13 protein-coding genes are annotated in these 14,096 nt (G+C 50.5%); 2 read left to right on the top strand and 11 right to left on the bottom strand.

The window, feature by feature from the left end:
* Window positions 1-13: 13 nt before the first annotated feature.
* The 4 genes from WN56_RS05160 to WN56_RS05145 form a co-directional block, all read right to left on the bottom strand.
* Complete coding sequence (locus WN56_RS05160) at window positions 14-784, bottom strand: ABC transporter permease (protein ID WP_046074006.1); 771 nt, start codon at window positions 782-784, stop codon at window positions 14-16.
* Window positions 781-1,704, bottom strand: a complete 924-nt coding sequence (locus WN56_RS05155; RefSeq protein ID WP_046074005.1) for an ABC transporter ATP-binding protein — start codon at window positions 1,702-1,704, stop codon at window positions 781-783. The genes WN56_RS05160 and WN56_RS05155 overlap by 4 nt, the downstream gene beginning before the upstream one ends.
* 14 nt (window positions 1,705-1,718) lie before the next feature.
* Window positions 1,719-3,371 (bottom strand): SulP family inorganic anion transporter, encoded by a 1,653-nt coding sequence (locus WN56_RS05150; protein ID WP_046074004.1) that lies wholly within the window; start codon window positions 3,369-3,371, stop codon window positions 1,719-1,721.
* A gap of 338 nt (window positions 3,372-3,709) precedes the next feature.
* Window positions 3,710-5,365, bottom strand: a complete 1,656-nt coding sequence (locus WN56_RS05145) for a SulP family inorganic anion transporter (protein WP_046074003.1) — start codon at window positions 5,363-5,365, stop codon at window positions 3,710-3,712.
* A 208-nt stretch (window positions 5,366-5,573) separates the two neighbouring features.
* On the opposite strand from WN56_RS05145, the gene can reads away from it, so the two are divergent.
* Window positions 5,574-6,233: a carbonate dehydratase gene (gene can, locus WN56_RS05140; RefSeq protein ID WP_046074002.1), complete on the top strand. Its 660-nt coding sequence runs from the start codon at window positions 5,574-5,576 to the stop codon at window positions 6,231-6,233.
* A gap of 103 nt (window positions 6,234-6,336) precedes the next feature.
* Here the strand turns inward: can and hpt are convergent, their stop codons facing one another.
* Entirely contained in the window at window positions 6,337-6,867 is a 531-nt protein-coding gene (hpt, locus tag WN56_RS05135; protein ID WP_046074001.1) for a hypoxanthine phosphoribosyltransferase, read from the bottom strand.
* A 347-nt stretch (window positions 6,868-7,214) separates the two neighbouring features.
* On the opposite strand from hpt, the gene WN56_RS05130 reads away from it, so the two are divergent.
* Complete coding sequence (locus tag WN56_RS05130) at window positions 7,215-7,811, top strand: TetR/AcrR family transcriptional regulator (RefSeq protein ID WP_046074000.1); 597 nt, start codon at window positions 7,215-7,217, stop codon at window positions 7,809-7,811.
* 59 nt (window positions 7,812-7,870) lie between these two features.
* Here WN56_RS05130 and WN56_RS05125 read toward each other — a convergent pair whose 3' ends face one another.
* From WN56_RS05125 to WN56_RS05100, 6 genes are all read right to left on the bottom strand, one after another.
* Window positions 7,871-8,917, bottom strand: a complete 1,047-nt coding sequence (locus WN56_RS05125) for an ABC transporter ATP-binding protein (protein ID WP_046073999.1) — start codon at window positions 8,915-8,917, stop codon at window positions 7,871-7,873.
* Entirely contained in the window at window positions 8,914-10,545 is a 1,632-nt protein-coding gene (locus WN56_RS05120; RefSeq protein WP_046073998.1) for an iron ABC transporter permease, read from the bottom strand. Before WN56_RS05120 ends, WN56_RS05125 begins: the two co-directional genes overlap by 4 nt.
* 63 nt (window positions 10,546-10,608) lie before the next feature.
* The gene (locus tag WN56_RS05115; RefSeq protein WP_046073997.1) at window positions 10,609-11,625 is read right to left on the bottom strand and encodes a Fe(3+) ABC transporter substrate-binding protein; all 1,017 of its coding nucleotides are present in this window, start codon (window positions 11,623-11,625) and stop codon (window positions 10,609-10,611) included.
* A gap of 164 nt (window positions 11,626-11,789) precedes the next feature.
* Window positions 11,790-13,019: an ammonium transporter gene (locus WN56_RS05110; RefSeq protein WP_046073996.1), complete on the bottom strand. Its 1,230-nt coding sequence runs from the start codon at window positions 13,017-13,019 to the stop codon at window positions 11,790-11,792.
* Window positions 13,020-13,037: 18 nt separating this feature from the next.
* Entirely contained in the window at window positions 13,038-13,376 is a 339-nt protein-coding gene (gene glnK, locus WN56_RS05105; RefSeq protein WP_046073995.1) for a P-II family nitrogen regulator, read from the bottom strand.
* 299 nt (window positions 13,377-13,675) lie between these two features.
* On the bottom strand, window positions 13,676-14,059 hold the full coding sequence (locus WN56_RS05100; RefSeq protein ID WP_046073994.1) for a YacL family protein: 384 nt from the start codon (window positions 14,057-14,059) through the stop codon (window positions 13,676-13,678).
* Between the last annotated feature and the right edge of the window lie 37 nt (window positions 14,060-14,096).

The following is a 14,096-nucleotide window of genomic DNA, read 5'->3' as shown; positions in this document are numbered from 1 at the left end:
TACGGTGAGGTCGTTAACTACGCAAGCCTGTCCCTTTGGAAATCAAACCCCACGCCAGCGCATACAAGCCGATAATAAACAGCGTCAGTACCCCAAACGATGTCATGATGCCGACATCTGACACGCCAAGAAAGCCGTACCGGAACGCGTTCACCATGTACACAATCGGGTTGAGCTTGGATACCCCTTGCCAAAAATCGGGCAACAGTGAGAGTGAATAAAACACCCCACCTAAGTAGGTTAAGGGCGTCAGCACAAAGGTGGGGATAAGGCTAATGTCATCAAACGTTTTGGCGAAGATAGCGTTGATAAGTCCTCCCAATGCGAACACCGCCGAAGTAAAGACCACGGTGGTAATCACGATCAACGGATGCGCTATCTGCAAGTCGACGAAGAACAAAGAGGTCATGGTCACCAAGGCGCCGACCGCTAACCCCCGACACATCCCGCCACCGATATAACCGGCAATGATCACGTAATTGGGGATCGGCGCCACCAAAAGCTCTTCGATATTATGCTGAAACTTGGCACTAAAAAATGAAGACGCCACGTTCGAGTAGGAGTTGGTGATCACCGACATCATGATAAGCCCCGGCACGATATACTCCATGTAGGAGAAGCCTTCCATCTGGCCAATCCGCGAGCCAATCAGATTACCGAAAATGATAAAATAGAGGCTCATGGTAATCGCGGGCGGAACCAAGGTTTGCACCCAGATACGGGTAAAGCGCGCCACTTCTTTATGAATCAGAGTTCGAAAGGCGACCCAATACAAAGCATTCATACACGCTCCTCCCCATTTTGCTGAATTAAGGTGACAAATAGCTCCTCAAGGCGGTTTGCCTTATTGCGCATCGACAGCACCTGCACCCCTTGTTGCGACAACTGATCAAAGACAGGGGTCAACCCGACTGACTTATTCACTTCGACTTCCAAGGTATTGGTATCGGTTTTCTGCCAGTTGACACCGTCTAAGGTGCTCAGTTTATGCCCCGGTTGTAAATCAAGGATAAACGTCTCTGCGTCCAGCTTCGCCAGCAAGGCCTTCATGGAGGTATCTTCCACCAGCTCGCCTCGATTGATGATACCGATGTTGCGACACAAGGTTTCGGCTTCTTCAAGGTAATGAGTGGTGAGAATAATGGTGATCCCTTGCCGGTTTATCTCGGTGAGAAAGTCCCACATTGAACGACGCAGCTCAATATCGACACCGGCGGTTGGCTCGTCCAAAATCAACAGACGAGGCTCATGCATCAGCGCACGGGCGATCATTAAGCGACGCTTCATGCCTCCCGACAAATTACGGGCAGGCTCGTGGCGCTTATCCCATAAATCGAGCTGCGAGAGGTATTTTTTCGCGCGTAATTTGGCTTGGTCGCGGGGCACACCATAGTAACCCGCTTGGTTCACCACGATCTGCTCCACTTTCTCAAACTGGTTAAAGTTAAACTCTTGTGGCACCAGCCCGATTTGTTTTTTGGCTTCCACTTTTTGGCTATCGAGATCGTAGCCAAAAATGCTCACCTGCCCCTGGGTTTTATTCACCAGTGAGCTCAAAATGCCAATGGTGGTGGATTTGCCCGCCCCATTTGGCCCCAATAGCGCATAAAAATCGCCCTCCTCCACAGAGAGCGATACCCCTTTTAGCGCCTTAACACTGGTCCCATAGGTTTTGACAAGGTCTTTGATGTCGATGGCTTTCATAAGCTCCCGTTCTTTTAAGGCATGACCTCGGTCACTCGGTGCGCAGCACGGAGTGCGTCATAACGGCTATCAAAAGTATGATCGTCAGTGAGCCAATTTTTAACATGCAAGCGCTCAAGCTGATCCCGTGTTTTTTGATGGGGGCAGAGCAGAAAAACTTGGCAATTGGCGTCAACCGCATCTTTGATCGCATTTTCCAGCGCGAGGCCGACGGTCATATCAATCATGGGCACGTCGCTGAGGTCTAAGATCATGACATCGAATTCCTCGATTTTACTGTGCTGACGTGCAATCGCTTTCGAGACACTGAATATCATTGGGCCTGAGAGATAGAAAAACAACACTTTTCCGTTGGCGCTGTCTAATAAAGCCCTTTCCATCTCGCTCAGGGGGACGTCATCTTCATCCGCATCACTGATCGCTTTAACCTGCTTTTCTTGCTCACGGCTTAAGTGTTCGATGGCAATAATATTGGCAATAAACACGCCCACACCCACTGCCACGATTAAGTCCACCAGCACGGTTAATATCATCACTCCATACATGATCACGGTTTGATGTAAGCTGACTTTGTGAGCACGTTGGATAAAGGTGCGGTCAAGGATATTGAAGCCCACATAGATGGCGATACCCGCCAGCACCGCCATCGGGATGGGCTCAGTTAAAAAGCCTGCGACCAAGATCACCGCCGCTAAAATGAGGGCGCGCACAATGGCCGCAAAGGGTGAGCGCCCGCCCACTTGCACATTGACGACCGTGCCCATGGTGCCACCCGCTCCCGGCAAAGCGCCAAATAACCCCGCGACCATATTGGCCAGCCCCTGACCGCGCAACTCTTTATCCGAGTCGTGTTCCTCACGCGTGAGCGAGTCGGCAATCACAGCAGAGAGCAAAGTATCAATACAGCCCAAAGTCCCCAACACTAACGCGTCCACCACCATGGTGGTCAGCACCTCACTGTCGATGTGTGGCAGCATCAAGGTTGGCAAGCCAGTTGGAATAACACCAATTCGACGAACCGCCTCGAGATCAAACCACCACATTGACAGCAAAGTCACCACCACCAAGGCAACGAGTTGTACCGGCATATAACGGCGATATTTTTGTGGGAAAGAAAAGAGGATCCCAAGTGTAAGCAGCCCCATTAAAAGCTCACTGCGCTGAGTGTATGCAATCAACTCAGGCAGCATCTTCAGTGTGCCCAACACGCCTCCTTCGGGGGTCACGTGTCCCAACAAAGGCGGCAGCTGCAAAATGATCAAGATAACGCCAATACCGGACATAAACCCAGATATCACGCTATATGGCATTAAAGTAACGTACTTTCCAAGCTTCAAGGTCCCTAAAATCACTTGGAATAAGCCCGCCATCATCACCACCGTAAAGCCCATTGCCATGCCCCCTTCGGGGTAACGTGACACCATGGTGGTGAGTACCGCGGTCATGATCACTGTCATCGGGCCGGTCGGCTCTGAGATAAGGGTTGAAGAGCCACCAAATAACGCGGCAAAAAGCCCCACCAAAATGGCCCCCCACATCCCGGCTTCGGCGCCTGCACCTGACGCTACCCCGAACGCCAGCGAGAGGGGCAAAGAAATAACCGCCGTGGTGACGCCCCCAAACAGGTCCCCTTTCAGGGTCCAGTTCTTGAATCGTTCGAATTTCAAAACAGCTGATCCTTTCAAGTCGTATGCAGTATCACGGCCATGACGGCTTTACTCACTGGCACGGGGGTCCCCCAGTGCGCGCGCCAGTATATAGGAATGTGCACAAGATCAAATCAGGAGGGGAAACGCATGGTTAGTTTTCAACCAAAAAGAATAAAATGATGAGAAATGTGGCAAATATTCACTAAATACATTGTATTTAAGTGATCGTGTATGACGTAGTTTTGAGACTGAAAGTACCGAGCACCTGTCGGGATCCGTAATGACACTGGCACGCGCCAACCTAGCCCGTTGACGCACACCAGCGTATGCATGTGTAAGATAAATTGAACAGCGTGCTAAGGCATCACTTCTACCAAGCGGTTGGCCGCCTCGAGCGCGGGCTTGCGTGTGGTAAAAATATGCGCTTCTCTGACCCAGTCACCGATATGCAAACGCTGCAATTGCTCGCGCGTTTCATCATGCGGGCACAGCAAAAATACTGTGCAATCGGCCTCGCGCGCATCTTTAATCGCGTTCTCTAACGCCAAGCCAACCGTCATGTCTAACATAGGCACATCGCTTAAATCTAAGATCATCACGCGGAACTCGTTGATGTGCGCATGCTGGCGTGCAATCGCTTTCGAGACACTAAAGATCATTGGCCCTGAGAGATAGAAAAACAACACTTGGCCATTGCTCGCATCAAGCAGCGCACGCTCTTCGTCATCAAGCGGCACTTCATCATCTTCGGCATCACTGATGGCCCGTACTTGCTTGGCTTGCTCTCGGCTTAGACGCTCAATGACCAGCAAGTTCGCAATGAATACCCCTAGGCCGACGGCAACAATCAAGTCGACAAACACCGTCAGCGCCATCACGCCATACATGATACCGGTTTGTTGTAAACTGATTTTATGTGCGCGGTGAAGAAAGCTCCAATCGAGGATATTAAACCCGACATATACCGCAATACCCGCGAGTACCGCCATCGGGATCGGCGCGGTAAGCGCACCAGCCACCAATACCACAGCGGCTAACATCGCCGCCCGCAAAATCCCTGACAAAGGAGAACGCGCGCCCACTTGCACATTCACCACCGTGCCCATGGTGGCCCCCGCGCCAGGGAGCGCACCAAATAACCCGGCAATCATATTGGCAATGCCCTGCCCACGCAGCTCGCGATCGGAGTTGTGCTCTTGCCGAGTCAGTGAGTCAGCAATCACCGCGGTTAACAAGGTATCAATACACCCTAAGGTGCCCAACACGAGGGCATCAATTACCATCGCGGTAAAATGTTCTGTCGTGATATGCGGGATCACCAGCGAGGGTAAGCCTGTCGGTATTTCCCCAATACGGCGAATGCTGTCGGTATCAAACAGCAAAATAGAGACCAAGGTGATACTCACGAGTGCGACAAGCTGTGCGGGAATAAAACGACGATACTTGGCAGGGAAATAAAACAAGATGCCAAGCGTCAAAACACCGAGAAATACCTCTTTCATGTCGGCTTGACTGATTAAATCAGGCAATGCTTTGAGTGTGCCAAGCGCCCCGCCTGTCGGGGCCGCTTGCCCCAACAAGGGGGCCAGCTGGAGCAAAATCAAAATCACCCCAATCCCTGACATAAACCCCGACACCACGCTGTATGGCATTAAGGTGACGTATTTACCCAGCCTTAAGCTACCAATCAGTATTTGGAACGCGCCTGCCATCATCACCACAGTGAACGCCATCGCTACGCCTCCTTCCGGGTAGCGAGACATCATCGCGGTTAGCACCGTGGTCATGATCACTGTCATCGGGCCGGTCGGTTCAGAGATCAGTGTAGACGAACCACCAAATAGCGAGGCAAACAACCCAACTAAAATCGCGCCCCATAGCCCCGCTTCCGCGCCAGCCCCAGAGGCCACACCAAATGCAAGTGCCAATGGTAAAGAGATGATCGCGGTGGTCACCCCACCAAACAAATCCCCTTTTAATGTCAGCTGCGCAAATCGTCCCTTATCAAACACTCACTACCCTCTACTGCATTGATGGTGGAAGAGACAGTATACGAATTTTCTTGGATTAACCTATCCGAGCAGTGGCTTTGAAGGTAAACAGCGTGATCTATTGGGCGCGCAAGATGTAAAAGAATGTGAAATTTGATCTCAGTATATTTCAAACCTCATCATTGCGGTATAGTGGCAATTGATAACCTTGCCAAAAGACTGAGTGGATATGGCCCAAATCAAAGCGTTGTTCGCCAACAATAAAGCCTGGTCAAAAGACATTCGTGATACCAACCCACAGTTTTTTGCCGACTTGGCGAAGGAGCAACATCCAGAATACTTATGGATTGGCTGTGCGGATAGTCGAGTTCCTGCAGAGCGCCTGACTGGCCTAGACTCGGGCGAGCTTTTTGTCCATCGTAATGTCGCCAATCAAGTCATTCATACCGATTTAAACTGCCTGTCGGTCGTGCAGTACGCCGTTGATGTGCTGCAAATCAAGCACATTATTGTCTGTGGCCACTATGGTTGTGGCGGGGTGCATGCTGCAATTGAAAACCCTGAGCTGGGTTTAATTAACAATTGGTTACTGCATATTCGTGATCTCTACCTCAAGCACAAAAGCTATCTTAGCCACCTACCTGCACAAGCACGCGGTAATCGGCTATGTGAGATCAATGTCGCCGAGCAGGTGTACCACCTTGGTAATTCCACTATTTTGCGGGCGGCCTGGGAGCGCGGCCAAGATGTGAAGGTCCATGGCTGGTTTTACGATACGACCGATGGGATCTTGCGGGATCTGGGGATGACTGCCAATAGCCGGGAATCACTGGAAATCAACTATCAAGCGGCAATGTGTGAACTCGTGTCTGACAAGGTCGAGTGTTAGTCTTTCCACACCTCCCTGACAAAGCAGATTGGCACTCACCTGTTCATAGATCAAAAAAACCGAGCATCGGCTCGGCTTTCTCCTTTCGCATTCCTTGAACCCTTTAGTCCAACGGAATCACTTTACCGACGTACGGCAGATGGCGGTATTTTTGCGCATAATCAATGCCCACACCGACCACAAATTCATCTGGAATCGTAAAGCCCAACCAATCAACCTTAACGTCAACTTCTCGGCGCTCTGGCTTGTCTAACAATGTACAAATGCGTACTGAATTTGGCTCGCGCAAAGACAGGATTTCACACACCTTACTCAGCGTATTGCCAGTATCGATGATGTCTTCGACTAAGAGTACGTCTTTGCCTTTAATATCATCATCCAAGTCTTTCAAAATACGCACATCACGCGTACTTTCCATGCTGTTGCCGTAACTTGATGCGGTCATAAAGTCGACCGCATGCGGCATATCAATCGCACGGCATAAATCCGCCATGAAAACGAACGAGCCACGCAGCAGCCCCACTAATACCAACTCAGATGAGTCTTTATAGTGCTCGCTGATCTCAGCGCCCAAGGCTTTCACTCGCGCCTGTACGTCCTGCTCTGAAATCATCACTTCAACGGTGTGTTTCATATCTGCCCCGATGGTTGTCTCTCCACAAAAGGGAGGTCACTAACAAAGGTGGCATAGTCTAGCACTAAATCGATTGCGGATCCCAGCGAGCGCGTTTTCATCGCTTATGCACCCGCACACTAGTTGGGTATCACACTGATTGATAAGAAAAAATAATCCGTGCCTTTGTTTTTTGTAATGAATGACTTTTTTTGCAGACAAAATTACGTTTTTACGGCCTAGATCAGGCTTCTAGCCGTTGTCAGGCCATAAATGGCTGGTATAAACTCAATCCCGCTAATAATAAAATCATTAGCACAAACAATAATTAATTTGTACAAACCAAAAATAAGTTGGCAGGTTTTAGGATGGCTCAATCAAATGAGAGAACAAGGACGCGGCTATCGCCCGAGCGCCGCAAAGAGCAGTTATTAGGGTGTGGCTTAGATGTGTTTGCCAAACGCGGGATTGGTCGTGCGGGGCACGCCGAAATGGCAGACGTCTCCGTCGCAACGGTATTTAACTACTTCCCAACCCGTGAAGACTTGGTGGAAGAGATCTTGGCCCAGACCGAGAAACACTTCATTAAACTGATTAATGAGTGCACCGGGCAAGATCAATCAATGCGGGCATCGCTAAACTGCATTACCTCGCAAATTATTGACACAGCTCTGGCAGACAAAGCGTGGATGAAAGTCTGGTTTGAGTGGAGTACCTCTATTCGCGAAGATATTTGGCCACGCTTTGTCAAAGGCAGTCGAGACGCGATGGATCAGTTCGAGCAAGTGTTCGAGCACGGGATGGCAAAAGGTGAGATGGTCGACCGTCACCAACCGCGTGAGCTTGCCAGTATGTTGGCAGGGGTATGCTATGTGCTCTTTTTACAGGCGCATCAGCAACCAGACAAAACGGCTTTAAACGCCATGGCTCAACACTATATTGACGTATTGTGCCAACAAAGCTAGCCGCGTTGTCAACGCCGTAAAAAGCCAACCCCTCGGTTGGCTTTTTTGGTTCTGGTGCCTTAATCGTCAATAAAACTCGGCCCATCATTGAACAGGACTGGCTCGTGGGGGCGAATATGTAAGCTGACTTTATCCCCTACCAATAGCGGCTCACGCGCGTGTACCGACAGTTTTTGACCATGGATATCGATGGTATAACGGCTACTGTCACCCATAAACTGTTGGGATAACACCTGTCCTTCCCCCTCAGCATCAGCACGAATGCTTAGAAATTGAGGGCGCAGTAACCACCAATGCGGGCCTGGGTGACAATGCACCGGACGTGGCCACGGACCGAGCGGTGTCTGCATTTGTTCTTGCGACGAGACCGTTACGGGCACATAAGAGCCCTGGCCAAGAAAATCAGCGACGAAACGGCTCGCAGGTTGGTAATACACGTCTGTGGTATCGCCATACTGTTCAATGAGCCCCTGATTCATTACCGCTAGCTTATCGGCAAACGCGAATGCTTCCTCTCGGCTGTGCGTCACAAGGATCGCCGTGACGCCTTGGGATTTAAAAATACGTCGGATTTCTTCAATTAAATCATGACGAACCTGGGTATCAATATTCGAAAAGGGCTCATCAAGCAATAACAGATCCGGTTCATAAGCCAGCGCTCTCGCTATCGCCACGCGCTGTTGTTGGCCGCCCGAGAGCTGGTGAGGATAGCGGTCACCCAGCTCCGCCAGACGCACCAGCTTGAGCATCTCAGCCACTTTTTCACTTCGCGCTGCCGCGCTGAGTTCAGACAGACCAAACCCCACATTGTCTGCCACCGTAAGGTGCGGGAACAGCGCATAGTCTTGAAAAATCATCCCAATATTACGTTGCTCTGGCGGGATTGAATGCTGATTATCGTCCATGAGTTTGCACCCAATCGATAGTTTTCCTGACGATAATGGCATTAACCCTGCCATCGCTTTCAGCAACGTCGTCTTCCCGCAGCCACTGGCGCCGAGCAAGCACACAATTTCTCCTGGCGCGACTTGCAGCGACAAATCTTTTAAAACAGGGGTGCCGTTATAACTGCAGGTCAAATTCTCTATCGCGAGCGCACACTTCATTGATATTTTTGCTCCAATGACCGGTTAATCAGGATAAGGGGGACCAAGCCAACCACGACCAACAAAATGGCAGGTAAGGCGGCATACTCTAGGTGCTCATCCGAGGTAAAGTTGTACACATAAGTGGCCAGTGTTTCGAAATTAAAAGGGCGTAATAAAATCGCAGCATTAAGCTCTTTCATCGATTCAATAAACACCAACAGCATCGCAATGAGCGTCCCCCGCCGAATTAAGGGTAAATGCACACGACGAATTACCCCTGTGGTGGTGCACCCCATGGTTCGCGCCGCCATATCCAATGAAGGAGGAATTTTGGCCATGCTTGACTCAATGCTGCCAATGGCGACGGCACTGAACCGCACGACAAAGGCCACCAATAAGGCCACCATGGTGCCAGATAATAGGAGGCCAGGCCGTCCCCAGCCGTAATGCGTGGCGATATCGTTAATGAAGTGATCGCCGCGCGTCAGCACTAACATCACGCCAATCGCAAGCACCGTCCCCGGCACCGCATACCCCATAGACGCCAATCGCATGGGCGCCACACTGACCCCATGCCCACGCAGGCGGCGATACACATTCACTGTCCACGCAATGCCGACGGCAATGAGCGCCGCTAAACTTGAGGTATAAAAGCTGTTATAGCTAAAAGTGGCAAACTCGCTGACCGCATTTTTTTCGTAGTAGTGCCATGCATAAACTAAAAGCTGGAGCAGAGGTAAAATAAACGCCAGTGACAGCAGACTCCAACACCAGGCTAACACCCCGACTTTACGCCAGCCTGTTAAGGGCATTTTCTCAATCGCATCACTGCTCGAGCTTGGACTAAATTGTGCTTGTTTACGTCGCCCATAACGTTCAGCACTGATCAAAAGGAAGATAGCAACCAGCATGATCGCAGAGATTTTGGCGGCAGCGGTTAAGCTCGAGTAGCTCAACCAAGTATCATAGACTGCGGTTGTCAGGGTGCTGACCGCAAAGTAATTGACCGTTCCAAAATCGCCCAGCGCCTCCATCGCCACCAAAGAGGCCCCCACCGCAATCGCCGGCCGTGCCAAGGGTAAAGAAATGCGACGAAAGCTTTGCATCGGCGAGCAACCGAGCAAGCGCGCAGAGTGGGTCAAGGTGACACTTTGCTCCATAAACGCGGCACGGGTGAGCAGGTAGATATAAGGGTATAAGACTAACGCCAGCACAAAACACGCACCCGGCAAGGTACGCATATCGGGAAACCAGTAATCATTGACCGTTTGCCATTCAAACAATGCCCGCAAGCCACGTTGTAGCGGACCGGCATAATCAAACCAATCGGTATAGATATAGCCAATAATATAGCCCGGCATCGCAAGCGGAAGCACCATCGCCCACTGCAGTTGCCGGCTGCCCGGTACCTGATACATGGCCAGCATCCACGCGGTGGGCACCCCGAGGATAATCGCAATCGCCACCACGCCAGCCACTAACAAGCTGGTGTTCAAGGTATAAGTCGGCAGTACGGTCTCGAATAAATGGGGGAAAATATCCCCAGTATCGCCCACCGCGGTATAAAAGATCGCTAAGATCGGCAAAACCAGCAATAGGGCTAAGCCCCAACTGCTGGTTTTTATCATGGGTAATCTATCTCGCATGGCCTACTACATTAAGGCGTCAGAGAAAGACAACAGGGGCGGCATCCGCCCCTATGCAATGGCTTACAGGTCGAACTGAACTTCATCCAGCAGTTTCACTGACTGGCTGTAGTTATCCGCAATCGCCTCAAGCGGCATTGGGTCATGCTTGTAGTCGCCCCAAGACGCCACGAGCTCAGACTGCTCAACACCCGGCTTCACAGGCTCTTCGAAGTTCACCTCAGCATACATATGCTGTGCTTTGTCTGACGTTAAAAATTCCATTAGTTTTAGCGCGTTTTCTTCGTTCGGTGCGTACTTCGCCATCGCCATGCCACTCACGTTCACGTGCGTACCGTGCGCGTTTTGGCCAGGATAGTTCAAGTAAACCGCTTCCGCCCACGCTGTTTGTTCTTCGTCGTTCAGCATTTTGCCTAGGTAATAGCTATTACCCAGTGAGACGTCACACAGGCCTTCTTTGATCGCTTTCACTTGTGCACGATCATTGCCTTGTGGTTTACGTGCGAGGTTGTCTTTTACGCCCTCAAGCCACTCTTTGGCTTTCGCTTCACCGTGATTTTCGATGATAGCTGACACTAAAGAGACATTGTATGGGTGCTTACCTGAACGGGTGCAAATCTTGCCTTTCCATTCTGGTTTTGCCAAGTCGAGATAATCAAAATCGTCACCCAATTTGCCGACACGCTCGCGTGAAGAGTATACCGCACGAGCTCGTGTTGTCAGCGCGACCCACTTATCTTCACTATCTCGGAACTGCTCAGGCACGTTTTGATCGATAACATCACTTTGCACGGGCTGTACCACGTCTTGGTTTACCAGCTCTTTAAGGCGTGAAATATCAACGGTTAGCAGTACGTCAGCCGGGCTGTACTCACCTTCTTGCTTGACCTTTTCCGCCATGCCTTTTTTAGCGAATTTAACATTCACAGCAATGCCGGTCTCTTCGGTAAACGCATCGAACATGGGTTCAATCAAGAAAGGTTGGCGATACGAGTAAACATTGACTTCTTCGGACGCAACCGCGGCGCTGGTTCCTAATAGGCTTGCGGTGATAGCCGAGGCAATCAGTAGTTTTTTCATCGTGGCAGTCCTTAAATATGATGATAAATGATAACGAATCTCAGTTTCGTTAGTATACAACTAATGACTCAGGGCTCAATATGATCAGACGCAAAAAGAAAGAAACCTTACATCCAAAAATGTAAGGTTTCGTTTCAGAGTTTACTCGAGTTACGTGTAACTGACTATTTTACGCTAACAAATTCGGGATACGCATCAATACCACAGTCGTGAAGATCCATCCCTGACATCTCCTCTTCTTCGGTGACACGAATGCCCATGGTATTTTTCAGCACCAGCCACACGAGGAAACTTGCCGCAAATACCCAAGCAAAAATCACTGCCGCCCCCAGAAGCTGCGCACCAAAGGTCGCCCCTGTGTTGCTTAATGGCACAACCATCAGGCCAAAGAAGCCACATACACCGTGCACGGAGATAGCACCGACAGGATCATCCACTTTGACCTTATCCAGACCAACAATACTGAATACGACAATCACACCCGATACCGCACCGATGATCAGCGCTGCCACGGGTGAAGGCGATAACGGATCCGCCGTGATGGCCACTAAGCCGGCTAAGGCACCGTTGAGTACCATGGTCAAATCGGCTTTCCCCCATAGGGTTTTACACACCAGTAATGCTGCTATCGCACCAGCCGCTGCCGCTGCATTGGTATTCAAGAAGATTTGTCCGACAGCCGTGGCATTTTCAAAATCTGACACCATCAGTTGTGAGCCGCCGTTAAAACCGAACCAGCCGAACCACAAGATGAAGGTACCCAGTGTTGCCAGAGGCAGGTTTGAGCCAGGAATGGGGTTAATTTTACCATTTTTGCCATATTTGCCTTTACGCGCTCCCAAAAGCAGCACACCTGCGAGGGCTGCCGCCGCGCCCGCCATGTGAACAATCCCAGAGCCGGCGAAGTCACTGAAACCAGCCTCTGAGAGGAAGCCTCCGCCCCATGTCCAGTAACCTTCAACCGGATAAATCACCGCAGTCAAGATGACAGAGAACACGAGGAACGCCCACAGTTTCATGCGCTCGGCAACCGCCCCTGACACCACAGACATCGCGGTGGCAACAAACACCACTTGGAAGAAGAAGTCAGATTCGAGCGAATGATCCGCATCGGCGCCTTGGGTGCCAATCAAGGCCCCAAAAGAAGGGACAAAACCGCCGCCACTGTTGTCCACGTACATAATGTTGTAGCCCACCAACAGGTACATGGTACAAGCGATAGCATAGAGGCAGATATTTTTGGTCAGTATCTCAGTAGTGTTTTTCGAGCGCACCAAGCCTGCCTCTAACATGGCAAAGCCAGCCGCCATCCACATCACTAACGCACCAGATAAAAGAAAGAAAAAGGTGTCGAGCGCGTAGCGCAATTCAGTCACCGTGTTTACCAGTTCCATTGTCTTTACTCCCTGTTTTTAAATTGCTTCCAGATCCATCTCACCAGTACGGATCCGCACCGCTTGCTGAAGATCAAAGACGAAGATTTTACCGTCGCCGATCTTGCCCGTTTGTGCGGCCTTAGAGATCGCCTCCACAACACTGTCGACATGTTCGCTCTGCACAGCGATTTCTAATTTTACTTTGGGTAAAAAATCGACCTGATACTCAGCACCACGATATAACTCTGTGTGCCCTTTTTGGCGGCCGAAACCTTTCACCTCTGAGACAGTCATGCCGTCAATGCCAGCATCCGCCAACGCTTCACGTACGTCATCAAGCTTGAACGGCTTGATAATGGCGCTAATCAGTTTCATATCCTTCTCCTGAGTCCTTGTGTTTGCATCATCGTCTAACTATCAAGAGCCGTGCCAATATTTAATATGTTTAAAATCAACAACTTAAATAAATGCGGGATAGAAAGGCGTTCATTTGCACCATATAAGTGCGAATTATTCACCAACACAGCGCATGCCAGGGAGAGCAGCATGCGATTGCACCAAGGGGGAACATCGAAACGAGAATCGGGAGAAAAAGCGGCGGGGAGGTTCAGCCATTCGAAGCACGCACACGGTGATACGTGCTCAGCCATGAAGAGTTGACTCAGAGAACCCGCTTAACGTCGACCGTAACGGGCAATGAAGTCTTGGTAGGCGTCCAGCATCACCACAAAGTCTTGGTAACCACACGCCGCGTAACTTTCTTCATCGTAAAAGGTCAGCGCTTGCTCATTGAGCGTGGTTTGCGCCTCATCCGAGGCAGGTTGCAGCATGGCATTCGCCACCACCACGACCTCATCACGATTGGCGGTAAGCGTGAACGTATGCCCGCGCCACTGCTGCTCTGACTCAAGTTGCTGCAGGGTATGTAGACAGGATGTCACTTGAGTCAGCTCAGTGCCGAGTTCATCCAATAGCCAACGTCCTATGGCTTCATGTCCCATCGAAAAAACAATCCGGTAGCTGTCATCAAAACTGTTGCGAGAAAATTCGTAATCCACACTGACCTCCAAAATTGGCCGGCTATTGTCCTGCTTT

Origin of the sequence: Salinivibrio sp. KP-1 (assembly GCF_000968645.1) — a bacterium.
Taxonomy (GTDB): Bacteria; Pseudomonadota; Gammaproteobacteria; order Enterobacterales; family Vibrionaceae; genus Salinivibrio; species Salinivibrio siamensis.
The sequence above is the reverse complement of the archived record's forward strand: the minus strand, read 5'-3'. Positions and strand labels throughout refer to the sequence as shown.